A 26,599-nucleotide genomic window follows, 5' to 3' on the forward strand; every position below is an offset into this window, starting at 1 on the left:
ACGGGTGTGGTGACATGCAGATTCAACAGGTCGAGTTCGGAGGAAAGGTGATTCCGTTTGTATTAGTACGGAAACCAGTAAAACACGTCAATCTTCACATCAAACCCGATATGACAGTCATGGTTTCGGCAAACGAGAAAGTGCCGCTGGATTTTATTCTCGGTTTTGTAAAACAGAAAGCGGCATGGATCTTGAAGAACATACAGTTTTTTGAAGATGTTCAACCAGAGGTACAAAGCGAAAAGGAATATGTTAGCGGAGAGTCATTTAAATATTTAGGTAAGCAGTATCGTTTGAGGGTTGAAGAAAGTGAATCAGAGGGAGTTAAGTATTATCGAGGATTTATATACCTTTATGTGAAAGACGAGCTAGACTTCAAGAGAAAAGAGAAACTTTTTGGAGAGTGGTTACGAAACAGGGCCGAAACTGTATTCAATGAGTCCCTGGATAAGATGTATGCTTTGGTACAAAAGTATAATGTTAGGAAGCCCAAGTTGATCATCCGCACGATGAAGGCACGATGGGGATCGTGTTTGAGTGATGCTCATGCCATACTACTTAATTTCGAGCTGATTAAGGCTCCCAAATACTGTATCGATTATGTGGTCTTACATGAGCTCATCCATTTTTTATATAAAAACCATGATTATCAATTTTACAGCTTTCTTTCCGCATTGATGCCTGATTGGAAACAACGGAAAGCAATATTAGATGAAGAGATTGTTCGGGAGTTGTAGTCCGAAAACTTGAGTCTATAAACTATTTTGTGTAAACTCCTAACCTTCAAAATAGGGTACAATGAATTCTAAGAAAGGTTGGGAGAGCCCATGAGCCTGATGTCCAAAGAGCAACTGAAGCAGTGGATCAAGGAAAAGAACATGCAATCGGTGGAAGACGTCCAGTCGGCCTTGAAGGAGTTGTTTGCCGAGACCCTTCAGGAAATGCTGGAAGCCGAACTGGAGACGTCACTTGGCTACGCCAAGCACGACACGAAAAATAAGAAAACCACCAACAGCCGGAACGGCTACAGCAAGAAAAAGGTGCGTTCCGAGTACGGCGATGTGGACATTCAGATTCCGCGTGACCGGGCCGGTGAGTTTGAGCCGACCATCGTCAAAAAGAACCAAACGAACGTGACGGGTATCGAAGACCAAATCATTGCCATGTATGCCAAGGGTGTTTCTACCCGCGACATTCAGGATCACCTGCAGCAGCTCTACGGCATCGAGGTTTCTCCTACCCTCATCTCCAACGTGACCAACAAGATCGTCCCGCTGATCAAAGAATGGCAAAACCGTCCCTTGCAGGCGGTATATGCGGTCGTGTTCCTGGATGCCATTCACTTCAAGGTGAAACAAGACGGTGCCATCGTCAACAAAGCCGCCTACATGGCCATTGGCATTGACTTGGAAGGCCACAAAGATGTACTTGGCATCTGGATCGGGGAAAATGAATCGGCAAAGTTCTGGCTTCATGTCGTAAACGAGTTGAAAAACCGGGGTGTGCAAGACATCCTCATTACCTGTGTGGACAATCTTCGCGGCTTCTCCGAGGCCATTTCCGCTTGCTATCCCATCACGGAAATCCAGAAGTGCATCATCCACCAGATTCGCAACTCGATCAAATACGTTTCCTACAAAGACATCAAGAAGATCACGTCGGCCCTGCAGCCGATTTATAAAGCGGCCACGGAAGAGGCCGCCTTGGAAGAACTGAATCAATTCGAGCAGACGTGGGGACAAAAGTACCCCCTTATTGTCCGTTCCTGGCGTACGAACTGGGCGGAAATCTCCACCTTCTTCAAGTACTCACCCGAAATTCGCAAACTGATCTACACAACCAATGTCATTGAGAGCTACCATCGCCAACTCAGAAAGGTCACCAAAGGAAAAGCCATTTTCCCTACAGACGAAGCCCTGCTCAAAGTGCTCTACCTGGCAACCATGGATGTGTTACGAAAGTGGACGGGGAGAGTTCAGAACTGGGGCCAAATTCTGTTACAACTGTCCGTTCAGTTTCCGAAGCGAGTTTCAACCATATCTCCGCTGAGCCTAACGGCTATTGGAGTTTACACAAAATCATTGACAGACCCTCTCACTCAAATTGGATGATGGTGTGTATTACATCGATAGGACATCAGGAAAGGCACTGTCCTTCCCCTTATCGTGCTACGCGAAGTCGGAGAAAAAATACTAGGCATGGAGTGATGGGGGCCGAGACGAGCTCCTCTAACGACTTCCTCAGCGGAGAAGCGCAGGACGTGAGGAAAACAGGGGGCACAAGTCTGACTTCTTCGAAATACCCAGATGTTGGCCCTCCTGCCCGTTCCGCGTTTTGGAGCGGACGCTACCCACTCCTTCGCTGGTCATCAAGAGAGCGAGCGGGAACCATCACACATGGCACCGCGGACTTTGTCTACAGACGGGAACCTCTGCGAATGCAGGGGTTTTTTTATGGTCCGGCGGAAAAATCAGGGAGAAGCTGAGAATCATTGCGAACTGCCTTTATGATCTTTATAATCTTTCTGATGGAAGTAAGGACGTGCGTAAACCTCCAGGCGGGAAGAGGGACATGATGAGTATGGGGAAGCGTCTGCTTTTTTTTGTGTGTAAACTGATGTTGTTTGCCGCATTTGTGGGATTGTGCGTGTTCTTTTTGGATCTGAAGGCGATAAACAGACAGCTCCTCACATTGCTTCACCATCCGTTTACGCTTGCTGGGATGGCGCTCTTCTATGGGATGGCCTTTTGTCTCAGAGCGTTTGCCTGGAAATGGTATGTGAATAAGGATGTCGCGTTTTCTGTCTTTTTGTATGCGCAATTCTACAGTTTGTTCATCAATCACGTTTTGCCCGTCAAGGCAGGGGACGCCGTGCGAATTGGATTGCTGGCGAAAGAAAAGGATGTGCAGTGGGATGAATCCCTGCATTCTGTCGTGGTGATGCGATCGCTTGATCTGTTGGTACTGGCGGCATATGCGGGGATCGGCGTCTTCTGGATGGGGCTTGCATACACGTGGACGACTCTGTTTCTGGTCGCTGGTATCGGGGCAGCAGGTCTGGTTGTTTTGCTCCGCTGGGGGATGAAAAAGCCCTTGCTGAAAAAACATGTGCAGATCGTCAAAACAGCCTTTACAGGCACCAAAGGATGGTTCATCTGTGCGGCGATTGCTGCCAGCTGGGGGCTGGAAGCGTTTGTTGTGCTGGGAGTGACGAATGCCTTGTCCATCGATCTTTCCGTACTGAAAGGTCTCTGGGTAAACAGCATGACGATCGCAGGGCAGCTGTTTCATTTTACGCCTGGCGGGTTGGGCACGTATGAGAGTGTCATGACGTTTTCGCTGGTGACTGCTGGTGTGGGCTGGCAGCAAGCATACGAGGTGGCATTGCTGACTCACGGATGGAAGTTTGCCTTTTCCTATCTGGCAGGGCTGTGGGCGTGGATCGCTCTCCCCATACCATGGAGCGAATTGAGAAGTTGGATCAGCAAGAATCGGAACAGAGGTGAGAGCAATGGATAAGGTTGCCGTGTTGGGAGCGGGTTATGTCGGATTGACAACAGCGGTCGGCCTTTCTGCTTTTGGATGGCCTGTCGTTTGTACCGATGTGGACAAGGAGAAGATCGAATCGCTGAACAAAGGGCAGGTTCCTTTCTTCGAACCGGGACTGGAAGAATGGATGGCCCAGAGTATGCAGAAGGGACTGTTGACGTTTACCCCCGATGCTTCCATGGCGATTCGATCCGCTGATGTCATTTTTGTCGCGGTGGGAACCCCCAGTCTCCCTGATGGCAGCGTCGAACTGTCCGACCTGTTCGCAGCCGTGTCCACCATCAGCGAACACATGACGGAAGACAAACTGATCGTGATCAAGAGCACAGTCCCGCCGGGCACGACCCAGCGAGTGAAGGAATTTCTCGGGGAACGGCTGGCGGGCATTTGTTCTTTTGAGGTGGCGACCAACCCTGAATTTTTGCGGGAGGGATCGGCCATCGCCGACTTTATGCGGCCTGATCGCGTTGTGATCGGGACGGATCGTTCTTTTCCAATCGAACGGTTGCAGCGAATCTATCAGCCGTTGATCGAACGCGAGGTACCGTTTATCTATACCAACTTTCAGACAGCAGAGATGATCAAATACAGCGCAAACAGCTTTCTGGCGATGAAGGTAGCGTTTATCAACGAGATTTCCAGAGTGTGTGATCTGGTCGGTGCAGATGTCTCGACAATCGCTCGGGCGATTGGCCAGGACCCTCGTATTGGTCCGGCTTACCTTCAACCGGGTCCTGGTTACGGGGGCTCCTGCCTGCCAAAGGACACGGCAGCCTTTGCGCACTTTTTCCGCGAGAGGGGGATGCCCCTGCCGATCATCGAAGCAGTGATGGAGAGCAACCGCATGCAGCATCGCTACGCTGTCCAAAAGATCAGCGATTATTACAACACCCTGGACGGCATCAAACTTGGCGTGCTGGGAACAGCCTTCAAAGGGGGAACCAGCGACATGCGCCAATCCCCGGCAATTCCCATCATCAACCAACTGTTGCAGTTGGGGGCAGAACTGACACTGTATGATCCGCAAGCGTTAAATGAGGCCAGGCAGTTGTGGGGAGATGTGTGTCTCTACGCCGAAGACGAGTACGAAGCAGCGGCCGGCCAGGACGGAATCGTAATCGTCACAGATTGGCCATCGTTTCGCCACCTTGATTTGGAAAGAGTAGCTCAGGCCTTGTCACGCAAGGTTATGTTTGATTTTCGCTCTCTTTATCAACGAGCGAAACTGGAGCAGATGGGGTTCGATTATATAGCGATTGGCCGATAATTTTTTCTTTGCTAATTGACAACGAGTCTCATTATCTTTACAATGAGTTTTGTTGAGAGTGATAATGATTATCAATAAAACGCACCTTAGGGGGACCTCGTAACATGAAACCGGTAAAAGTTCTTTCCACGACTGCTTTGGTCATGAGCTTGCTGCTTGCTGGATGCGGTGACAAGCCTGCGGCGCAGCCTCAAGACAATGCGCAGACCCAAACGACACAACAACCGGCTGCGCAAGAGGAGGCCAAGAAATCTGAGGTTGCTGATCTTGTCGGCGCAACCAAAGAACTGGTAGGCGTCTTGAAAGCAGAACAAGTGGATTGGGACAAAGCGATCAAACTGTACGACGAAAAATTAAAATCTCATGTTCGATCCATGGATGAAGCGAACAGTGCACAAGTGAACGAACAAATCACTGCTGCTTTGAATGCAGGCAAGGACGGTCAGCTGCCGGCAAAAGTTGTTGCCCAGATCGGCGATAAATTGCTGCAAAAAGTGGCGTTCCTTTCCATTCGCAACGAGTTCAAGGGAGCAAATGATCAATTCGCCAACAAAGACGAAGCGAAAAAGGAATTGGCTGAAGCAAAAGAATATTATGACGGCGTGCTGAAAGCGATGATCGAGAAGCGCGACAATGCGTATGAAACACAACTGGTCAGCGCAATTGACGCCGGTTTTGCCGAGATGGAAGGCGCCATTGAAAAAGGCGACAATCTCGCGTTTAACCTTGGCAAGCAACTCGTCGACAAATCCATCATGAAAGCATTCTACCTGGCATCGGGCGCTGAAAAGGGATACGCCTACAAGATTGAGAAACTGGTGAAAGAAGGCAAGGCGGATGACGCGAAAGTAGGTCAGGCAGAAGGCTGGGCGTTCTTCCAATCCCTGCAATCCTACCTGGAGAAACACGACAAAAAAGATGCCGATTTCATTAACAGCCAGTTCGATCTCTCCAACGACGTGAAAAACATCAAGGGCGACACAATCAATCAAGCGTATGTGCGCGCGATTGCGAAGACAGCCAAGAGTGAATATGAAGCGTCTGTTGAAAACTGGGGCAAGGACAAGGCAGCAATCACCGCGCTCGAAGGAGCTCTGTTCATCGATATGATCAAGACGGATCTGCCGAAGGTTCTCGGCAGTGCGGAAAAAGCGGATGCCCTCCAGAAACTTGCGCAACAGTACCTTGACGCCGTAAAAGCTCAGGACAAGGCAAAAGCAGATGAGAGTTTCAAACAGATCAAGCCTGTGCTCGACTTGCTTGAAACATACGGGAAATAATGTAACAGAATAAGAAAGTGGATTTGCAGGGGGGCTGGGTAATGTCTTATGCACATAAGTTCATGTCCTCCCTCTTTGCTTTGTTATTGGCGGTGTTTACGCTTGTGCCGCATGCGGCGTTCGCGTATTCATACGGCAATCCAAACGAAGAGGCTGTGGCGGAAAACTACAAACAAGTCGTGGCAAAACTGAATCAAACGCCGGCTGACTACGCAGGAGCTTCTCAGGCATTTGAGAGCATCAAACAGGAACTGGACATGCACATGGGGCCGGAGCCGAGTCAGGTAATCACGCAAGCGTTGCAGGCGCAGGATAAACAGGCTGCAATCAGTGCGTACCAGAAAACGCTTGTGTTAAACATTGCAAGGCGCCTGGAAAGCGCGGAGAAGGAATTTGCCAACTATCAGCAGAGCAAACTGCTGCTTGCCAAAGCGCTGGCAACCTATGATGCCCTTTCCCCTGTCGTCAAGGGGAAGGATGCGGCATTGGATCAGAAAGTACGGGAAAGTTTTGATCTGACACTACAGGCGTTGGGGAATCCCGGGTTGTTCGGGGTTGGCGTAAAGGAACCGGATCAGCAGGCGTTCATCACCCACAAGGATGAAATCCTGCAAAGCCTTCAGACATTTTTCAACATGCCTGAATTGAAAGTGGGGCATTTCACACCTGGGCAAGGTCCGGGAAATGAAGTGGGGAATGATACCTCCACCATAACAGACAATCTAAAGAATTGGCTGCCGCTTGTCCTGATCGTGCTCGTGATCTTGTTCATCGTTGTTCGCACGATGCAAAAACGGCGCGCATGAGAGATGAATGTCCTGCTTCCGTTTGGAATCGCGTGCTTGGCCTTTGTGATCCGAGTGCCATTTCTGGCACATGGACCGGCTGGCTGGGATGATGTTGACTTTGCCCTTGGCGTGGACAATTACGATCTGTCGCTGATGCAGCCGCATTTTCCCGGCTATCCGGTATACATGTTGGTTGCCATTGGCTTCGCGCGTTTGATCGCGAATCCGTTTTTGGCGCTGTCCCTTCTGTCTGCTCTTGCGAACGCCTGCACAGTGTTCCCGCTGTATTCGATTGTCAAACGGTGCAGCCATCAGCGGACAGCTGTTTGGGTGGCGGTTCTTTGGGCAATAAACCCGCTTGGCATGGTCATGGGAACCCAACCGCTTTCGGACAGCTTCGGTAATTTGCTGGCTGTCTGGCTCGTGGCTGCCTCATTGGTTGTGGTTGACCCTGGTTTGGCGGAGAAAAAGCGGGCACTGGTACTGGTGTTCTCGGGAATCCTGCTGGGCTTATTGTACGGCGTGAGGATCTCGTACTTGCCATTGGGAGCCGTGTTTGCCTGGGCATTGTACGTGTACGGCAGGGATACCCGGCGATACGGCGATGTTGGCAGTGCGATCGTTTCTTCATTATTAGTCAATCTGTTGTGGCTGTACGGATTGGTGCAGAATGTGGGAAGCCTCACAGGTTTTTGGAAGTTGGCAGCAGTATTCACAGAAGGTCATTTTTCCGATTGGGGAGGAGCGTACACAGGAAGCCATGCGGGAGAGCGACTTCTCTATTGGATTGGGCGACAGTGGTTTGCCGCCGGGCTGGGTGCGCCGTGGAACGAGCAGAACTCATGGTTCAGCTATCTCATCCTGATTCTTGTTTGTGCGGGAATCACGGGGGGTGGAATAGCGGCAGGAAAGACGCGCTGGTTACAAACAGGGAACAAAGAACACATCGTGTTGCTTTTCCTGTGGATCGTTCCCTATCTCCTCTGGGCCTTTTTTGCCCAGAATGTCGAGAAGCCCCGTCATATTCTGCCATTGATGATTCCATTGATCTGGGGCATTGTATGGGGCTTGCAGCAGTGGAGACGGTTCTCCCCCATCTTGTTGACAGCGCTGGCCGCAAGTACGGCTGCCGTGGGTGTCATCCAGGTCCGTGAGCAGCCGGTGACGGATTCACCAATGGCGCAACTCGCCCATTATGTGGCACAAGCTGATCGTGGTGAATCGAGTATCATTTATACGTATGAAGAAGAACGCGTCATACGTTACCTTTATCCTTCTGTTACAACTGTCCGGCTCAGGAAGTGGTCCGATTTTCAGGTTTCCATCCTTGCGTATTCCGTGCTGCCCGATCATGTTTATTTGACAGATCGTGTATTGGACGGATTTCACAATCAACAACTGAAGAAATACGTGGACGAAGTAGCCCGATTTCGGGGAAGTGAGTGGCTCTATCCCACGTACCATGACATCGTATTATACGAAGTTCGTCAGGATAAAAGACAAGAGTGGATCAGACTGATCAAGACCGGGCAGCAGCCAGCAGGTTCATGACAGCATGCGGAGGTGAACGGGGTGGAATTGCAAGCATTTTTGATTACCTTTCGAGAAGCGCTGGAGGCATTGTTAATCGTCGGAATTATTACCTCGTATCTGAAGCGGGTACATCATCCGGAGTACGTCAAACACGTCTGGTTAGGCGCATCTCTCGCGATTGTTGCGTCATTGGGGATGGCTCTGGTCTTCCAGGTCGTGCTGGACGGGTTCGCCACAATGGGTTCCCAAAACTATATGAAAGCAGGGATCATGCTCGTTTCCGGAGTTTTGCTGACCCAAATGGTGTTCTGGATGGCGGAGCAATCCAAGGAAGTCTCCGGCAAGTTGCAGGGAAAATACAGCCAGTTTATTACGACTGGCAATATCGTCGGCATGGTGGTTCACGCTTTTCTCGTCGTTCTTCGCGAAGGTGTGGAGACCGTCTTTTTCTTCGCCGCGATTACGGGCGGAGACATCGGCAAAGCCATGCAGACATGGGGCTCATTTGCCGGTATCCTTCTGGCCGCTGTCGTGACTTACTTCTTTTTCAAAGGTTCGATGCGGATTCAGCTCAAGACGTTCTTCAAGATTACGGGTGTATTTATCGTTTTGATCGCCGCCGGATTATTCGTCCAGGGGTTTTCCATCCTTCAGGATATGCATGTCATTGGCTCTGTGGCGCCGCAATTGTATGATCTGACGTGGTTTATGCCGGAGCATCCCGTCGATGAAGAACATTACATCCGGGATCACGGTCAGCAACCGATCATTTCCGCACAGATCGGCATTTTCTTGAAGGCGTTGTTCGGGTACTCATCGACCCCTTCCCTTGAAGAGTTCTTGCTGTATTGGGGATATTTCCTGGTATTGTATTTGTTGCTGCGCAGTCGCGGAGAGCAAAATCGTGTACAGCCAGAAGGGAAGACACCTGAACAGACTGCACAGACAAAGGAAGTAGAAGCATGAAGATATTAATTACAGGGGGAGCCGGTTTTATCGGCTCCCATGTTGTAGAGAAGCTGCAACCGGATCATCAGGTCCTCATCGTGGACTCACTTGACCCGTACTATGATCCCAAGTGGAAAAAGGAGCGCCTGAACAAGCTGTTGAAGTTGCCGCATGTACAATGGCGCCCTGTCGATATCCTTACCTTTTCGGAGTTGGAAAAGGTATTTCATTGTTTTCAGCCTGATCGCGTCATTCACCTCGCTGCCATGCCGGGGGTTCAACCGTCGCTTGTCCATCCTGCCAAGTACGTGGACGTGGATGTGAAGGGGACGGTTCATGTGCTTTCCTTGGCTGCTCAGTTCGGAGTATCCCGGTTTGTCTTCGCTTCCTCTTCCTCCGTCTACGGTCCGGCTGTCAATCGTCCTTGCCGGGAGGATGATGAGCTGCGACCTGTCTCGCCTTATGCCGCGGCGAAGGCAGCCGCCGAGATGTACTGCCACACCTATCAGAGGCTGCATCATCTGCCTGTGACGATCGTTCGTCCGTTTACGGTGTACGGTCCCGAGCAACGACCGGACATGGCTCTTTGGAAATTTGTCATGAAGATGATGAAAGGGGAACCGATTACCTTGTACCGGGGCGCAATGGGACGAGACTACACCTATGTGTCAGATATTGCCGACGGCATTGTCCGCGCCTGCTTTCGTCCCCAAGCTGTGAATCGAACCTATAACCTGGGGAATGGGTGCGTGGTTCCGTTGGAGAAACTGGTGGCAGAACTGGAGAAGGCAATAGGCAAACGTGCCGTGATTGAGTGGAGAGACCTTCCTGCAGGCGATGTGCCGCTCACGTGGGCTGACACGACCCGTGCCGAGCAAGAGCTGGAATTTCGAGCACAGGTATCGCTTTCAGAGGGAATCCGGTTGTTTGCTGACTGGTTTTGGGAGGAAGGAGTGAAGAGATGAAGAAAGCTTCCGCAATTGAGGTTGTCATGGCACGATGCTGGAATGTCTTGAATGAAGGCAAGACATTCACACCCGTGTTTGTGCTTGGCGTTTTTTTGATGTACCACGCGACGCAGCTCCAGGCAGCGTCCTTTTTCCATGCCTTTGTATACATGCTGCCTGTTTTTGTGGTGTATTATTTGTTTGATTTCCCGCTTCATCTGCGCTGGTTTTTGCTGGTTCCCCTGCTTGCGGGCGGCATCCTGTTTGGTGTAATGGATGGGAATCTCATCTGGTTTGCGCTTGGTATGTACGTGTTTTTTACGGTCTTTTTCTGGGGAACGCTTTATTATCACCTGCGGATCGGGACCACCTGGTGGAACTTTTTGCGGATATGGAAGCTCTTTTTGATCAACAGTGATTCTACGAGCGGCAATGTATTGGAGCAGGTACCGAAATTCCCCCTCCAATTGATCCTGTTTACGGCGCTTTATCAGGCGGAGCCGGGGGGAGGAACGGGAGGAAAGGTACTCGTTTTCACGATCATCTTGGCCGTTTACGCGTACCTGGTTCATCGTTTCCTGTTTAACTGGAAGCCCAAGGAGTATCCGCATTACGTCACGCCAAATGAGCTTCCGCGAAAACCGCTGGCCAAGCGAGTGGTGATCGTGGTGATTGACGGTTGCCGAAAAGACAAGCTGTATCAGGCGGATGCGCCATTCCTTCATCAACTCATGCGGGAAGGTACAGTTTATGAGACGATGGAGACGATCTATCCTGCCCGGACCGTGACATGCTTCTCCTCCATGTTCACAGGGACGTATCCACGGGAGCACGGCATCCGATCCAACATGGTGTGGAGCCTTGGGGTGAAGGTGGAAAGTATTTTCGACGTGTTGAAGAAGCAGGGGAAAAAAGGCATTCTGTTCGGCTGCGCCCATCTGATTGACGCGTTCGGCGATCACGTGGAGAGTTTCACGGCTGTTTCGCACAACGATATTGTCGACTACAAGATTATGAATCAGGCAAAAGTGATCTATGAACGAGAACAACCGGATCTGTTTATCGTCCAGATGATTGCCGTCGATCAAACGGGGCACAGCCGGGGGGTGCATTACCCCGAATATCTGCAAAAGATTCATGAAGCGGACAAGTTAATCGCAGACTTCCACTCCCGGCTGGGAGAGCGCGGGCTTTTGGATGATACGGCGTTTATTGTCATGGCTGACCACGGACAAGGAAACGGGATTGGCGGACATGGGCATCTCGATGAAGGAGAGCGATTCGTTCCTTTCATGATGCATGGCCCCATGATCAAGCAGGGACAACGAGTGAACGAGTTCCGCAGCATCGTATCTGTGGCTGCCACGATCAGCGCGCTCTTGGGTGTCCCGGTTCCAGACCATGCGAGAGGACCAGTATTACACGAAGCGTTTGTACAGGATGGTGGAACACAACATGAAAAAACTGATCATCGTCATCCCCGCGTTTAACGAGGAAGAATCGATTGCCCGTGTGATCGGCAAGGTACCCAGACATTTTCAGCATGATGTCCAGGTGGAAGTGTTGGTGGTAAACGATGGCTCGACGGATCGGACAGAGGAAGTGGCCAAGGCAGCAGGAGTAGAGCACATCCTTCGCTTTTCCACCAATCGGGGATTGGGCGCAGCGGTACGAGCAGGTCTGAAGAAAGCCTATGAATTGGGCGCGGATTTGGCTGTGATGATCGATGCGGACGACGAGTACCCGGCGGACCATATCCCGCGTGTGGTTGCCCCGATTCTTGACGGCCAGGCAGACTATGTATTGGCCTCCCGCTTCATGCGACGGGTCAAAGGCATGAAGTTGCACAGGAGGCTGGGAAACTATTTTTTCACCGCATTGCAGGTCATCCTTTTGCGTCAATGGATCACGGACGGACAGACAGGCTTTCGCGCCTTCTCCCGATCAGTCCTTAGGGATCTGGAGATCATTCACGATTACAATTACGCCCAAGTGATGACGATGAATATTTTGCGTCAGGGATACCGCTTGCGTGAAGTGGATATCCCCTATAAAGTCCGTCAGACCGGGGAGTCATTTATCACCTTCAGAGGGTATGTGACCAACGTATTCCCTGCGATCTGGCGCGAATGGAGAAGGCAGTAGCAAACTTGTCGCTCGTCAAACCCTTGAGAAATCAAGGGTTTTTTGCTTTTGTCGATAATTTTTCTGAACAGGGGGAACCACAACGGGAAACATTCGAATCACGTCCAATCTGTCTAAAAAGTAGGTATAAGCATAAAAAACATGATCACGACAGCAAACACCTGCCGGATAAGGTAAACTTGTTATCAGAGCATCTAAAGAGTGAGGAGGATGTATGGCAACGATGACGAAATGCCCTTTCTGCGATACACGTTCTCTAAAAATTCTCCTGGAAAACGACAAAGCCATTGCCTTTTATGATAAATACCCGGTTCAACGAGGCCATTTGCTGATCGTACCCAAACGTCATGTGGCCACTTACTTCGACGCTACTGATGAAGAGATCATGGCTATTCACGAGCTGATGAAGAAAGGAAAAGAACTGATTGATCGAGAATACATCCCCGACGGCTACAACATCGGCGTCAATGTTGGGGAGTACGGCGGACAGACAGTGATGCATCTGCACGTACACTTGATTCCCCGTTACAAGGGAGACATTGACGACCCGCGTGGGGGCATTCGCAAAGCAATCCCCAATCTCGTACCTTATCCTTAAAAGGAGAATGTATTATGCCGATCTACAACAAATTGATCCGAGACCGGATACCGGAAATCATTGCAGCAACTGGCAAACGATATACGACCAGCATATTATCGGATGATGAATACCTGGTCAAGCTCCGCGAAAAGTGCCAGGAAGAGCTGAACGAGTACAACACTGCCCAATCCGATCAGGAGAGTCTGGAAGAACTGGCGGATTTATTGGAAGTCGTATATGCGCTTGCCCGTGTTCACGGAGCTTCCCCGAAGGATCTGGAAGAGATTCGCAGATCCAAAGCGGAGAAGCGGGGAGGTTTTGAGCGAAAGCTGTTTCTTCATGAGGTAGAAGATTAATGGCAAACGTCAGACTTATTACGGAAAATCTATTCACAGAAATGGCGCGGGAGATGAAGAAAGCTTCCTCCATCTACATACTCACCTCTTTTGTCATGTACTCCGGTGTTCGTCTGCTGGAGCCGCATGTGAAAGAGGCAATCGAGCGTGGAGCAGAAGTAAAGGTGCTTGCAGGAGATTACCTGTTTGTGACGCAGCCACATGCGCTGCAGGCACTGCTTGAGATTGACCCGCGTATAGAGGTACGCCTGTGGCGAAGCTGTGGAACATCATTTCATCCCAAAGCGTATCTCCTTCAATACGAAGACAACGATGGGGTTTTATTTGTTGGCTCATCCAATCTGTCGCGTTCCGCATTAACCTATGGCGTCGAGTGGAATTTGGCTATGCAGGCCAAGGCGGCACCCATGACATTTGAAGAAGCGCAAACCAAATTCATGCACCTGTTTTACCATGAGCAGACTGTTTCCCTAAACAGAGAGACCTGCTTGTCTTATGCAAAGGAGTATGATGAGTATCACCGTCTGCATCCCTCACTTGTGAAAACTTGGACAGAAACGGATGAAATCGAACTGACCATTCCGGTGGCCGAGTATGCCGAAGAGCAGAACCCTTTTGTGCTGAAAGAAGCTATCGCTCAATATGGTGGTATTGTTCCTCGTCCAGCCCAGCAAATCGCTCTCGAAGAATTGGAAAAAACGATGAGTGAAGGCTATGACAAAGCGATGGTGGTCATGGCTACCGGACTGGGAAAAACGTATTTGGCTGCTTTTTTTGCAAGGAACTTTAACAGGGTTCTCTTTATCGCCCATAGAGAAGAACTGCTATATCAGGCGCGTCGTTCCTTTGCGGAAGTGATGCCGGAACGAACCTGCGGGATCTATGACGGCCAAACAAAGGAAAGACAAGCAGATTCCGTATTTGCGTCCATATACACTTTAAGCATGAAGCGGCATCTGGAAATGTTTCGCCCTGACGAGTTTGACCTGATTATCGTGGACGAGTTTCACCATGCTGCGGCGAACTCATACAGGCGTGTGCTTGATTATTTCCAACCCGCCTTCTTGTTGGGAATCACGGCGACGCCATATAGGACAGACGGGAAAGACGTATACGCCATCTGTGATGGAAATGTTGCCTTTCAGCTCGATTTTATCGAAGCGGTGCAGCGTGGATGGTTGGCTCCGTTTCGCTACTATGGAGTGTATGACGATACGGATTATTCGCAAATTACCTGGTTGGGCACTCGTTACGATGAAGAAGAGCTGTTACAGGCACAACACAAAGAAGAGATGGCAGCAAAAATATATGCGGCGTGGAACAAGCATAAGCAAACCAGAACCCTTGCGTTTTGCTCCTCGATACGACAGGCGGATTTCTTGAAGAATTTCTTTCAGAATCAAGGTGTTCGGGCACTTAGCCTCCACTCCAAGACGAGGGAAATGTCACGGTCAGAGGCGATTCGCCAGATGGAAAAAGGAGAGTTGGAGATCATCTTTACCGTTGATCTATTTAATGAGGGAACGGACATCCCTTCGGTGGACACGCTCTTGTTTGTTCGCCCGACGGAATCTTTAACGATTTTTACCCAGCAAGTCGGTCGTGGATTGCGATTGTATCCTTCCAAAGAGTATTGCACGATTATTGATTTGATTGGAAACTATCGCAATGCGGATGTGAAACTGAGCCTTTTTGATACAAGAATGGATACGGAAAGAAAGAATCATGACTGGAAGCCTGTCGTACCCTTCAATTGCAGCATGGAACTGGAAACGGGTGTAATCAACCTGCTGCAAGAAATGGCGCGTAAAAGACAGCCGCGAAAAGAAAAACTTCTCCAGGCGTTTGAAGACGTAAAACGCGATTTGGGGCGGATTCCAACCTATCTGGAACTTCATCTGTACGGCAGAGAAAACAGCCGTGAGTACAGACAGGAATTTAAGTCGTACATCCGTTTTCTGGATTGGGCTGGTCAATTAAGTGAACAAGAGAGTGAACTGCTGAGAAAATATGAGCATTGGCTTAACGAAGTCGAAGCGACTGGAATGGCAAAAAGCTATAAAATGATCGTCCTACTTTACATGCTCAATCGGGGTGAACAAAGATGGCATCAGCCCGTAACTCCACAGGAGGTAGCACCTTTCTTTCACCGATATTTGACGGAGAAGGAATTCCGCAAACGGATTGACTTCTCGGACAAATCATCACAGAAATTATGGACGTACAACGAGGAACAAGTGGCCAAGTTGATAGCCGAGATGCCGATGAGCAAGTGGAGCGGCAGCTCGAAGGGATTGGTTACATTCACTGACGGTGTGTTTTCCCTGAATTTCGATATAGACCCGCAGGACAGCCCGATTCTCTACCGTTGGACAAAAGATATCTGCCTGTACCGACTGCACTACCATTTTGAAAAGAAAGCGGGGGATCAAATTGAGAGAGAAAACGCATGAGGAACTGCTCGAGGAAGAACTGATATGGGAAAGACAAGAAGACGAAATTGACCTTTTTACCTGGTGGCAAAAAGGAATCGAACTCTATAGAAAGCTGTCGCGATTGGATCGGGATAATAAACGGTTCAAAATCCAATTAGCCAATCTCCTGCTAAAGGCCGGCGGCGATCTCAAAATGAGGCAGCATAACTTCAACCAGGCACTACGACTGTTTCGAAAACTCATTTGGATGGAACCGGAGCATGCGATCGCCCACTATCGGTTAGGATTCCTCTATTATTACAAACAGGATTGGAGAAAGTCGATCCATCATTTTGAAAGGGCGTTGCGGGCCAGACCAGCGGAACGGTCTCATCAGATTCACCGAGAGCAAGAGATGAAAGCGTTATGTTATCTGGCAAAAGCGTATCAGAAGCTGAGCCTGTCCATATTTGAGAAGGCAAATGAAATGTTTGAAGCAGAAAGCGATCCTGCAGTTGCTGATGCGGTCGATCCGTTTATCGAAGAAACCAGGAGAGATCTGTATTCCTACGGGGAGTCAAAACCGTATGTGATGGTTACGCAAGATCAAACGCTATTTCTACATGAAGATGAAGTATTAAGATATCAGTCGGAAGAATTGGCAGCCAATGAAGTTCGACTGGATTTTCTGGGAGAAGAGATTTACCTCATCTTGCCATCACATGTCCGTATCAAACTATCCGAACAATTGGGCAAGTTACTCCGTTTTCTAATGGAAAACAAAAGACCAGTTTCTGCACAAACCATTCGAGAAAACATCTTTCCGGATTCAAGAAGCGAATCCATTGTACGCCGAACGATCCAAAGGCTGCGCGATGCCCTTGATCATCCTCGATTGCCAGTTGATCTTATTCTAACCACCATTTCGGGCTATCAATGGAATTGGCCGGGAGAGTTTACAATCTTTTATCGGAAAGATGATATTTTCTTAAAAGACATCATACACTTCTAACTGCCACGGGCCTAGAGCTCGTGGTTTTCTTATTTTTACGTATCAAGTGCAGCGCGTTACATCGTTTAACAGTCGGTCTCTACAATAAGAAACAGAAAAGTAAAGGCAGAGAAAGGTTGAGTGAGGATGTCTAAGATGATTACGTGGGAAAGGGCTTTTGTCAGGATGGGATTTGTTTTTGAGAAGAAGGAGGATTCATTTCTTTTCCTACGGGAAAATCCGGAGAATCTGCGATTGCTGGTAGGCATGCTGCAATACTTAGGGGTATGGTTCGGGACAATTTTATAAATCACCAGAAAACCTTTTCGATGTAATTATAGTTGACGAAGCACACCGCCTTAAGGGTAAGGGGGCTTATCAATACTTAGGAGAAAATCAAATTGAAGATATCATTAAAGCGTCTAAGGTTAATGTATTCTTCATTGATGATACTCAGCGCATTCGACCTGAAGATATTGGGTCAGTAGCTGAAATTAAAAGAATTGCAGAAAAATACGTTTCGGAAGTATACGAATTGAAGTTAGTTGCACAATTTAGATGTTCAGGAGCACAAGGTTTTATTAATTGGGTTGATGATGTGCTTCAAATAAGAGAAACAGGAAATTATAATGGCTGGGATAAACATGCATTCGAGTTTGAAATACTAGATACTCCAAACCAAGTATACGAAAAAATCAAAGAAAAAGTTCAAGATGGATATAATGCACGGATGCTTGCGGGATTTGCATGGCCATGGACTAAAGATGGGAATGCTAACGGGGAAGTACCAGATGTTAAAATTGAGGAACATGGGTTTAAAATGCCTTGGAATGGTCGATCTATATCTGAAACATGGGCCATCCATGAAGATGGTGTAAATCAAATCGGTTGTGTACATACTTCTCAGGGGTTAGAGTTTGATTATGTGGGAGTGATTTTTGGAAATGATTTGAAGTTCGATCCGAAAAAAATGGAACTTTATGCGGATTACGATGAATATAAAGATACGGTTGGTAAGAAAGGTCTGAAAAATAACCCCCGAAAGTTGACTGAGCTGGTTAAGAACATTTATAAAATATTGATGTCTAGAGGAATGAAAGGATGTTATGTTTTTTGTAGAGATGAGAACCTTCAAGAATACATGAAGAAAAGACTCAGTAAAATTGTTTGATGATCAACAATCGTAACGTCCTATTTTATCTTTACAGGGTGAGAGTTTATACGTGCTGTTAATCTCTTATGACCTAAAAATGTCTGTCCAGTTAGATTGCCGAAAACATGTATCTATTCGATTTAGATGTGGTCTTGTTAAGAACTCATGGAACCTCCTTAAGAGGAGGTTCTTTATTTTGTCGACTAGTGTCGATTTTGTTCGAATAAAACATGTAGGAATAAGGAACTATTTGGAGAAAATTGATAGAGACACTTGGACATAGCTAGGGGGTATCTGTATGGCACGAAAATATTATTATAGTACTACTGTAACGAATAGTTACTTAGGCGTATATAAGGAGATAAAAGGGGCCACCAGGGCAGAGGTTCAATTTAAAGCGGAAGAACAATTACGAAAATGGAAAGAAAGGGAATTAAAAGAGAGAGAACGAGCTGCAATAGCAGACCTTAAAAGCCAGGCAGAATTTGATACCTTACAGGCACAAAAGTTGATTGAGGAATACAAAAATATTCTCAAATCTACTTTGAAAGTAAATGATAAGCTAAACTGGGAGGCATTAAAAGAGAAGAAAGCGTATGAAGAAATCGAAAGAAGTCCGAAACTTGATAATATATTGAATGAATTAAACGTGCCCAAGGAAAATCGGTTCCTTGAATTCTTTTTCAAATCAAAGAAAGAAGCACGTCTTAAGAAAGAAGATGAGGCAAAGACTTTATTCGAGACCAGATTAAAGGAATATGAAAAAAGAAAAGAAGAGTTTTTAGCTAAACAGAAAGAACAAAATGAATCGATTGATCAGTTTAAAATCGATTTCGAATTAGGACATGGGGATGCAATCGAAAAGTATGTTTATATGGTTCTCGAACGCTCTACATATCCTGAAGGACTGGAAAGAGATTATGAAGTTCAGTATGAACCGATAAGTGGTACCATCATTATTTCCTTTGAATTACCATCACAAGAATCCGTTCCCAAAATTATTCAATACAAGTATGTTGCTTCTCGCAAAGCTATCGATCGTGTCGAAATGAAAAAGAAAGAATTTGAGACTTACTACGAAAATATCCTATATCAAATTTGCCTTCGAACCATTCATGAGGTCTTTGAGTCAGTTTATATCAATGTCGTAAAATCGGTTGTCTTTAACGGGTGGATAAGTGGTGTTGATCCGAAAACAGGCAATGACTTTCGTTCGTGTATAATGTCCTGTCAGGCATCTCGAGATGAGTTCGAAGCATTAAATCTTGAAAGGGTTGATCCGAAAGAATGTTTCCGAAACTTAAAAGGAATTTCCGCTGGGCCATTAGCACAGCTAGCCCCGGTAAGACCAATTCTTGATATAAAGAAAGAGGATTCAAGGTTTGTTGAATCCAGAGATGTTCTAGCTGGTCTAAACGCTGAGACGAATCTCGCAACAATGGACTGGGAGGATTTTGAACACCTGGTTAGAGAATTGTTTGCTAGGGTGTTTTCCAAAGACGGTGCAGAAGTAAAGGTGACACAAGCGAGTCGTGATGGAGGAGTCGACGCAATAGCTTTTGATCCGGATCCGATAAGAGGTGGAAAATTTGTAATCCAGGCGAAACGGTATAATAACGTGGTTCCTGTTTCAGCCGTCAGGGATCTTTATGGGACTTTAATGGCGGAAGGGGCTACAAAAGGTATATTAGTAACAACTAGTTATTTCGGGAATGACTCTAGAGAGTTTGCAAAAGATAAGCCGATCACCTTGATAGACGGTTCAAACTTAGTTTACATGTTCCAAGAGTTTGGTTATAACGTAACCATTCAGCTTCAAAAGTAGATTCCCTTTTTCTTACTCGGATCGGATGATGGTGTGTATTACATCGATAGGACATCAGGAAATGCACTGTCCTTCCCCTCTTATCGAGCTACAGTAATAAAACCACAGGGCCATTACGAAAAAAACGGGACAGCCTGCTCTTTACGGAAGCGTGGCTTAGAACACAATGAATTATCACCTTATCCCACCATTCGCTCGGGATAAGGTGAATTTTTTATAAAACAGAAAATAAAAAACATTCGAAACTCAATCCCTTCACATTCGTATCCCATAAGGATCACAGAAAGAGGGAGGCAGACATGGACGAGAAGAACGTAATCAAATTGAGTCCGTTGCGACCCGTCGTCGGGAAGGCGCTTATCACGATCATCGTCGTTACGCTTGCGGCACTCATCGCGTTTCAATCATTTACCATCATCAGCGCAGGGCATCGCGGGGTTGTGCTTCAGTTGGGAGCCGTTCAGCCAAAGGTGTTGGATGAGGGGCTTCATTTCAAGATTCCCTTTATCCAAACCGTTATCCCCATGGAAGTACGAGTGCAAAAATCAGAGACCAGTCAAACGTCAGCCTCGCGCGACTTGCAGACGGTATCCACCACTATCGCGGTAAACTATCATCTGGATGCCAACAACGTAAACAAGTTGTATCAGCAGGTGGGGTTTGAGTACGGAAGCCGGATTGTCGACCCAGCCATTGCAGAAGCCTTGAAAGCGGTCACGGCCCAATATACAGCGGAAGAATTGGTCTCAAAACGATCGGAAGTGAGTACCAAGGTAAAAGAGGTCCTGGCCCAAAAACTGTCCGCCTATCATATCATCCTGGACGAAATCAACATCCGCGAGTTCATGTTCAGTGAAGAGTTTAACCGTGCCATTGAAGCCAAACAGGTGGCCGAGCAGCAGGCGCTCAAGTCCAAACTCGACCTGGAACGGATCAAGATTGAAAAGGAACAGGAAATCACTAAAGCACAAGCCCAGGCAGAAGCATTACGGCTGCAAAAACAAGAAGTCACGCCGGAATTGATTCAGCTCAGGCAGATTGAAGCGCAGTTAGAGGCCATTCGCCGTTGGGACGGGAAATTGCCAAATGTGACGGGCGGGGCCACTCCGTTTATTCAAGTGGAAAACAAGTAAGGGGATGGTGCCCGGCATCTCCCCGGCCCCTCGTAAGGAAAACCGTAGGTGAAGCCATCTACGGTTTTTTCATGGCCGGCTGACTTAAATATAACGGGGGAACGAATCACCATTTGTGTGGATCGCAGGAACATGGCTGGATGATGTGTTCGCTAACGTTACCTTGTATTGTGTGAAACAAGACGGTGCTGTCGTCATCCTCATGGTATGTAACAATATCACGATCCCGCCCTTTTTCATATGCCTCTGCTGCTTGTCTGCAGAATCAGTGACGGTTGGCCGGACAGCAACGCGAGTCTTATGTGCCGGACAGTCCGCTTCTGAAAAACGCTCTGCCTGAACAACACCTGATGGCCGGACTGAAAGGCGGGCGGAGGGGATATCACGCCGTACCGCATCAGGATGAACAACGACCGGCACCACCTGAAAAGAGCAGGCGACCGGCGCAGTATGTCTTAAGAACAGATTGGTCAAGCTTGCTGGTACCCGCAACGGCAAATGTACACCTGAGGAACCCTGGAACAGCGAAATAGCCGGCCAAACTCTGGGCGAGTCGAAACCGGCTGTGTGCCGTTTGCCTGTTTTGGTTGGGGACTAGTCTACCGCTTCCAGTTCTTCACAGGGGAAGAGCTCTCTTTGTTCCATGAGAGCAATCATCTCGTCAGACATCCAGCAAAGACACACCGTGAAAACCTCGACGTGCATGATGGCGCTGTCTTTCCCATCGTGAAACTGAAAACTCCACAATTGCGGCATATCCCCTTCAAAAGCGTCCTGCTGGAATTTGTAAAGAACCTCATCGCTTTACGGTGAGGTTTTTCTATTGGAGATGGAGGCGGTTCTCCCCAGACGTGTAAACCACCTGCCGCACAACATGGCTGCCCGCCAACCATTCGCCGGCTGCCGTGACATGGTTGGATGAAAGTCGACAAGGGGATCAAACCAGCAAAAGACCTGGCTGCGTACCAAGTCTTTTGCTGCAGATCAGTATTTGTCCACAACGGCTCCCAAGACAGCAGCCTTTACATAAGGCTGTCCCTGCAAGGCTTTCAGGCTGTCGGGGCTTCCCGTGACCACGACCCCCAGTATTTTGACATCGTGTTCGGTCGGCTTTTCTTTCCCGCCTTTGAGGTAATCGTAGATTTTTTTGTATTCGGCGTAATATTTTTTTCCGTAGGTCAAGCCGTTTTCAAGCGAGCGCAAGAAATCTTTTTCAGTCCCCTGTCCCTCTTCGCTATCGCCCATGTTCGCATCAAAGCCGTAAACGTCACGCGCCGAATCGGGAGCAGGAGGAGTAACCCGTTCCACCTGCTTGATGGAACCGTCGGGCATTTTCTGCTCCTCGACGACTGTTTTGGGGGTGTATGCTTCCTTGTCGTAATACGTGTCGACCCAGTACCAGACGGGATGCACCCCTTCCGGCAGCATGGCGTTGATTTGGGCAGCGGTGTAACTCTTGTCGAAGGAAATCGCCATTTCCACGTATCTTCCGCTTCCGATTTCATTCAGAGACGCCAGATCGTTCAGGTAGTGTCCGTAGTCGATGCCGGGCAGGTAAAACAGCATCTCCCGTTGGCCCGTTTGCGGATTGAACGGTCGTTGATAATGGAAATCCTTCATGGCCGGATCGGGAAGCTGGATCGACGAATAATTTCCCGGCAGCCTGGAAACGCTGCCCAGGGCGTTGAACTCGAACGTTTCCTGGTTCCACGCCACGGGAATCCCTTCGACCAGCTTGTATGTCTGGTACTCAAGCGTGCCGCTGAAGAGACCAAAGTTGATCCGATAGCCGGCTTCGTGTACATTGGGACCGCTGATCTGTTTGAATAACGCAATGTCGCGCAAGGCATCATCGGCGCTTTTGCCGAGCAGCTGCCTGCTTCCCAGAAAACCGCCGGACAGCACCAGCAGCGAAACTACCAGCGAGATCCCGATATTTCGAAAAAGCGTTGCGCGTCTCGCTTTTTTCACAAGCGACGTCACCGTTCCGTCCTGGATGAATGCTTTGTCGTTCATGATTTGTCCCTCCTGTATTTTTTCTGAAATTGTTTTCTCGCCCGAAACAGATAGGTCTTCACCAACTCCATTTTGACGCCGAGCAGCCCCGCGATTTCCTGGTAGGAGAGATCCAACTCGTATTTCATGATCAGGAGCTGCTTGTGAAACGGCGGCAATTCGTTCAGGACTCGTTCGATTTCTTCCTGGTTCTCTTTTTGCAGAACCAGCGCTTCGGGGGTTTCGGCATCTTCGACGATCACGGAGTCGATGGGAATCTGGATGCGCTTTCTCTTCCGGCACAGATCGTAATATCGATTCAACGCGACTTTGAACAGCCAGGCGAAGAACTTCTCCGGATCAATCGAATCAATGTACAGCAGCCCTTTGTAGACGGCATCCTGCACAATGTCTTCCGCGTCGTTCCGGTCGGCTCCGAGACGGATCAGATAGCGCTTGATTTGCTCCATCTTTTCTTCCAATAGTGGCTGCATCTCATTGTCCATTTTCAACCTCCTTTCACTTACAACGACGATTGAACAGAACATATGTATACAGGCAAACCAAAAATTCGGATGCGGTCCCGTGCCGGCGGGCACACTCTTCGCTGCGAGAATGACTGCACGATGACAAGTGGCGAAAATCAAAAAGCAGTCGAAACGGAACCGTACCGTTTCAGACTGCTTTCGCGGAAGTTTCCTGTTAGTTATCTTGCACGCGTTTGATCTGCTTCATGGGAGAGAGCGGCTGGTTCCCGGCATCCTTTCATACGACGTCTAGTTTACATCGCGCTGTTTGTCAAGCGGTTCATCCAGAAAGCGAAAGAAAGGGGACACCATTCCGATTAGGGCCATCGTCGAAATCAAAACGCCAATCAGCAGATAGAGGGGCCGTACTCCCCACCATTCACTTAGAGAACTACCTGCAAGAACTCCCAAGGGCATTGCACTGCGAATGATAAATAACCGAACGGAAAACACGCTCCCCATGACCTCATTCGGTACCGTTTGCTGATACAGGCTTGTACTGTACACATGAAAAAAGGGCATGGCCATGCCGGCGATCGTTTCGGTAAGGATGGCCCATTCGAGATGGGGATTGATCCCGAGTGCCATGAATGTCAGCCCGCCGATCAACAAAGAACCGATCATGACCATCCTTCGGTTCCCCGTCTGCATCTGTATTCTTCCGACAAGTATGGAACCCAGTACGTACCCAAGGGGAAAACTCGCCATAACGTAACCATATTCCGCGTAACTGCCATGCAGTTCTTCCGTCACATAAGGCAGATTCACGACCATGGTCACGCCGACTCCAAATTGAACAAAAGCCAGAAACACACCGAGCCAAACCAAAATGGGCTGTTTCAGGAAGTACGTGATTCCCTCCAGAAATTGCTGCAACCATGTGGCTCTGATTGGTTGGGGGGATCGCGATTCTTGCAAGAACAGCAGCAAACACCCGCTTCCCATAAAACAGATGCAAATCGACAGCAAGGTGAACGTGACACCTGCACGTTCGGTTACAATACCCCCAAGCGCCGGTGCCAAAACACTCATCAAACGAGCGGTTCCCTCCAGATACGAATTGGAACGGTGCAGCAGGTGTTTGGGAAGGATTGTCGGGATTATGGCCAGGCTCGCGGGTACATACAAAGGTTGAATGAGTCCGGTGACGATTTGTACCGCGTAAATATGCCAGGGTTCAAGATTCTCCAGCAGCAGCATGATGAGTGGAAGCAGAAAGACCACCCCGCGAGACCATTGGGAACAAACCATCATCCATTTGCGGCTCCATCTGTCGATAAATGGTCCGATACCGAGCTGGAGAATCAGGGAGGGGATAAAATACAGCAGCCACATGCTCCCCAATGCCATTGTGGATCCCGTCAGCTCATAGATCAGGACGGAATTGCAAAACGTCCCGAACGCGCCTCCCAGTTCTGATATCGCGCTGCCGATCCACATGAATAGAAAAGACGGGTTCGTGAGTATGGATTTCATCATGGTCTCCTTCTGTCAGGTTTCCTGCGCGACGGATGAAAACATCCGGGAGAATACTCCGCCCTTGATGCAGGATGATGCACAGATCCACAGCTCGTCAGTTGGGTACGTAAACAACGGAGCGAATCGACGGTCGGCGGCGCGCTCTCCTCACTCGGGATCACGCTGTTTCTCTGGCAATTTCTCAATACCGTCAACCGATTCGAGTCTTTGAAGAATACTGGATAAGATCTCGATGATTTCAGCAAATCCATACATGAGAATGGCGGTGATGGCTGAATAGCACACGGTGGTGATAAATGGACCAAAATGATCCTCAAAATCCTCTATCCACATAACGAAGCCAACAACAATGCTAACACCAAAAACGACTAGAGCAAGTACCCGAATCCATCGGGCGTACTTGTTGGTATAGCGATCAAACATGAAAGATCCCCCCATCATGTTGGGCATACACGTAACAACCATATGAACTGTGGACGTAGGAAACTTCAGTCATGTAACACAGTCATCATGGTACGTCTTGGACATCGAAGACAGCAACCGTTGAGCGACAGCGAGACATTCTTCAATCGGGCGCTCGTACGCCTCCCCAAAATACGTAACGAAAACACGCTCAATACTTTCAGCCAATTCTTCAGGTGTTTGGGAAGGGTCATCCGCCTGGTAATTTCCCTGATTTCGGGATCATACTCATCAGGGGGAGCATGAGACAAACAAATCAACTGGATCCCACTCGTCAATGACACGTTTTACCAATCGATAGAGTGAACCCCTCATGAGGGCGCATGGTCATCACCTCAAACAAGTCATCCAGCCGATCGCCATGCCGGAACCGAGAACCATTCCAGAAGGGGCGAAAATTGGACGGCAACAAAAAGAAGAGGAAGAACCATCCAAGCATTCAAACTACTATACCCAAAGTCGATCAAGGCAATCACCTGCTTTCGCATATCCATTACATTCCAATTATAGAGATTAGAGGTTCTTTTGAAAACCTGCTTACCAGCCATTGCATTTATTTCGAGAGTAAAAGTGAAGCGAAATCGTGTACAGCAATACAGAATTCAAGCACGGCAAAATGACTTACCCTATGGATTATACCGTCGGCGACACGGTGGAGAGGGAGAGCTAATCGGGCGAAATAACGAAAACAATACATGGTAAAGAAATAGGGAATTTTTCCATCGAAAAGAATGCCTAAATGCTTACGTCGCCCGGAACGTTCGCTTGAAAGGGGAGCGATATTCGTCAATTCCTCGGGCGCTGGTTGAAGTGAAGTACCTCGGGGAATCAGTCGACCAATTCCGGCTATTACCCTCCGTAAGTGAACTGGTCGCGGCTGGTGAAAGAGTGTGCTATGTACAAAGTAGAGAAGGAAGAGGAGAAGGAAATGCACCTAACATGGTCCTTGTGACAATCACCCTGCCAAGGTAGTCACCTCGTGTCCGGCTGCACTCCTTCCTTTCCACCGTGACTTCAGCAGCTGAGGATTGGATTGTTGCGGTGGCCTCTGGCCAGAACAACTCCCCCCGGTTCACCGAAGCCATGATTGGGAAAGTACGCAAATCGAATCGGCAGGTCCGTTACCGTTTGACCTCCATACAGGCCTTGTTCTTCCCAAAACCTCCGTGAAGTGTCGGAGCGTCGCGGCCTGGGAATAAGCGACAACCGGATGGTTTTCCGTTATCG

General features: G+C 48.5%; 20 protein-coding genes and 3 pseudogenes. 18 read left to right on the top strand and 5 right to left on the bottom strand.

What is annotated here, in order from left to right:
- Window positions 1–14: 14 nt before the first annotated feature.
- The 18 genes and pseudogenes from A6764_RS07415 to A6764_RS07500 all read left to right on the top strand — a co-directional run bounded on the left by A6764_RS07415 (window position 15) and on the right by A6764_RS07500 (window position 20,909).
- Window positions 15–737, top strand: coding sequence for a M48 family metallopeptidase (locus A6764_RS07415; protein WP_065066935.1), 723 nt, complete (start codon window positions 15–17; stop codon window positions 735–737).
- 90 nt (window positions 738–827) lie between these two features.
- Window positions 828–2,030 (top strand): annotated as a pseudogene (locus A6764_RS07420) (IS256 family transposase); the annotation flags it as partial.
- 550 nt (window positions 2,031–2,580) lie between these two features.
- Complete coding sequence (locus A6764_RS07425; RefSeq protein ID WP_176703253.1) at window positions 2,581–3,519, top strand: lysylphosphatidylglycerol synthase transmembrane domain-containing protein; 939 nt, start codon at window positions 2,581–2,583, stop codon at window positions 3,517–3,519.
- Window positions 3,512–4,816 (top strand): UDP-glucose dehydrogenase family protein, encoded by a 1,305-nt coding sequence (locus tag A6764_RS07430; protein ID WP_065066930.1) that lies wholly within the window; start codon window positions 3,512–3,514, stop codon window positions 4,814–4,816. Before A6764_RS07425 ends, A6764_RS07430 begins: the two co-directional genes overlap by 8 nt.
- Before the next feature lie 104 nt (window positions 4,817–4,920).
- Window positions 4,921–6,096, top strand: coding sequence for a hypothetical protein (locus tag A6764_RS07435; RefSeq protein ID WP_065066929.1), 1,176 nt, complete (start codon window positions 4,921–4,923; stop codon window positions 6,094–6,096).
- 41 nt (window positions 6,097–6,137) lie between these two features.
- Window positions 6,138–6,902 (top strand): hypothetical protein, encoded by a 765-nt coding sequence (locus A6764_RS07440; protein ID WP_083989779.1) that lies wholly within the window; start codon window positions 6,138–6,140, stop codon window positions 6,900–6,902.
- 45 nt (window positions 6,903–6,947) lie between these two features.
- Entirely contained in the window at window positions 6,948–8,435 is a 1,488-nt protein-coding gene (locus A6764_RS07445) for a glycosyltransferase family 39 protein (protein ID WP_255309651.1), read from the top strand.
- A gap of 21 nt (window positions 8,436–8,456) precedes the next feature.
- The gene (locus tag A6764_RS07450; RefSeq protein WP_065066927.1) at window positions 8,457–9,383 is read left to right on the top strand and encodes an FTR1 family iron permease; all 927 of its coding nucleotides are present in this window, start codon (window positions 8,457–8,459) and stop codon (window positions 9,381–9,383) included.
- The gene (locus A6764_RS07455) at window positions 9,380–10,330 is read left to right on the top strand and encodes an NAD-dependent epimerase/dehydratase family protein (RefSeq protein WP_065066926.1); all 951 of its coding nucleotides are present in this window, start codon (window positions 9,380–9,382) and stop codon (window positions 10,328–10,330) included. Before A6764_RS07450 ends, A6764_RS07455 begins: the two co-directional genes overlap by 4 nt.
- The gene (locus A6764_RS07460) at window positions 10,327–11,802 is read left to right on the top strand and encodes an alkaline phosphatase family protein (RefSeq protein ID WP_065066925.1); all 1,476 of its coding nucleotides are present in this window, start codon (window positions 10,327–10,329) and stop codon (window positions 11,800–11,802) included. The genes A6764_RS07455 and A6764_RS07460 overlap by 4 nt, the downstream gene beginning before the upstream one ends.
- Window positions 11,768–12,457 (top strand): glycosyltransferase family 2 protein, encoded by a 690-nt coding sequence (locus A6764_RS07465; RefSeq protein ID WP_065066924.1) that lies wholly within the window; start codon window positions 11,768–11,770, stop codon window positions 12,455–12,457. The genes A6764_RS07460 and A6764_RS07465 overlap by 35 nt, the downstream gene beginning before the upstream one ends.
- Window positions 12,458–12,671: 214 nt before the next feature.
- The gene (locus tag A6764_RS07470; protein WP_255309650.1) at window positions 12,672–13,055 is read left to right on the top strand and encodes an HIT family protein; all 384 of its coding nucleotides are present in this window, start codon (window positions 12,672–12,674) and stop codon (window positions 13,053–13,055) included.
- Between the two features lie 14 nt (window positions 13,056–13,069).
- Window positions 13,070–13,393, top strand: coding sequence for a nucleoside triphosphate pyrophosphohydrolase (locus A6764_RS07475; protein WP_065066923.1), 324 nt, complete (start codon window positions 13,070–13,072; stop codon window positions 13,391–13,393).
- Window positions 13,393–15,846 (top strand): DEAD/DEAH box helicase family protein, encoded by a 2,454-nt coding sequence (locus tag A6764_RS07480; protein ID WP_065066922.1) that lies wholly within the window; start codon window positions 13,393–13,395, stop codon window positions 15,844–15,846. The genes A6764_RS07475 and A6764_RS07480 overlap by 1 nt, the downstream gene beginning before the upstream one ends.
- Window positions 15,827–16,819 carry a helix-turn-helix domain-containing protein gene (locus tag A6764_RS07485; RefSeq protein WP_065066921.1) on the top strand — a complete coding sequence of 331 codons (993 nt, stop codon included), beginning with the start codon at window positions 15,827–15,829 and terminating at the stop codon, window positions 16,817–16,819. The genes A6764_RS07480 and A6764_RS07485 overlap by 20 nt, the downstream gene beginning before the upstream one ends.
- Before the next feature lie 298 nt (window positions 16,820–17,117).
- Window positions 17,118–17,969, top strand: a pseudogene (locus tag A6764_RS07490) (DUF2075 domain-containing protein); the annotation flags it as partial.
- Window positions 17,970–18,249: 280 nt separating this feature from the next.
- Complete coding sequence (locus tag A6764_RS07495) at window positions 18,250–19,776, top strand: restriction endonuclease (protein WP_065066919.1); 1,527 nt, start codon at window positions 18,250–18,252, stop codon at window positions 19,774–19,776.
- 299 nt (window positions 19,777–20,075) lie between these two features.
- Window positions 20,076–20,909, top strand: a complete 834-nt coding sequence (locus A6764_RS07500; RefSeq protein WP_065066918.1) for a prohibitin family protein — start codon at window positions 20,076–20,078, stop codon at window positions 20,907–20,909.
- Between the two features lie 984 nt (window positions 20,910–21,893).
- Here A6764_RS07500 and A6764_RS07505 read toward each other — a convergent pair.
- From A6764_RS07505 to A6764_RS22360, 5 genes and pseudogenes are all read right to left on the bottom strand, one after another.
- A complete protein-coding gene (locus A6764_RS07505) occupies window positions 21,894–22,925 on the bottom strand; it encodes an anti-sigma factor (RefSeq protein ID WP_065066917.1) in 1,032 nt (343 codons plus the stop codon).
- Window positions 22,922–23,410, bottom strand: coding sequence for an RNA polymerase sigma factor (locus A6764_RS07510; protein ID WP_065066916.1), 489 nt, complete (start codon window positions 23,408–23,410; stop codon window positions 22,922–22,924). The genes A6764_RS07505 and A6764_RS07510 overlap by 4 nt, the downstream gene beginning before the upstream one ends.
- 270 nt (window positions 23,411–23,680) lie before the next feature.
- Window positions 23,681–24,907 carry an MFS transporter gene (locus tag A6764_RS07515; protein ID WP_065066915.1) on the bottom strand — a complete coding sequence of 409 codons (1,227 nt, stop codon included), beginning with the start codon at window positions 24,905–24,907 and terminating at the stop codon, window positions 23,681–23,683.
- Window positions 24,908–25,057: 150 nt separating this feature from the next.
- Complete coding sequence (locus tag A6764_RS07520; RefSeq protein WP_065066914.1) at window positions 25,058–25,333, bottom strand: hypothetical protein; 276 nt, start codon at window positions 25,331–25,333, stop codon at window positions 25,058–25,060.
- 69 nt (window positions 25,334–25,402) lie between these two features.
- Window positions 25,403–25,543, bottom strand: a pseudogene (locus A6764_RS22360) (hypothetical protein); the annotation flags it as partial.
- Window positions 25,544–26,599: the final 1,056 nt, after the last annotated feature.

The organism is Brevibacillus sp. WF146 (assembly GCF_001673705.2).
GTDB classification, from domain to species: Bacteria; Bacillota; Bacilli; order Brevibacillales; family Brevibacillaceae; genus Brevibacillus; species Brevibacillus thermoruber.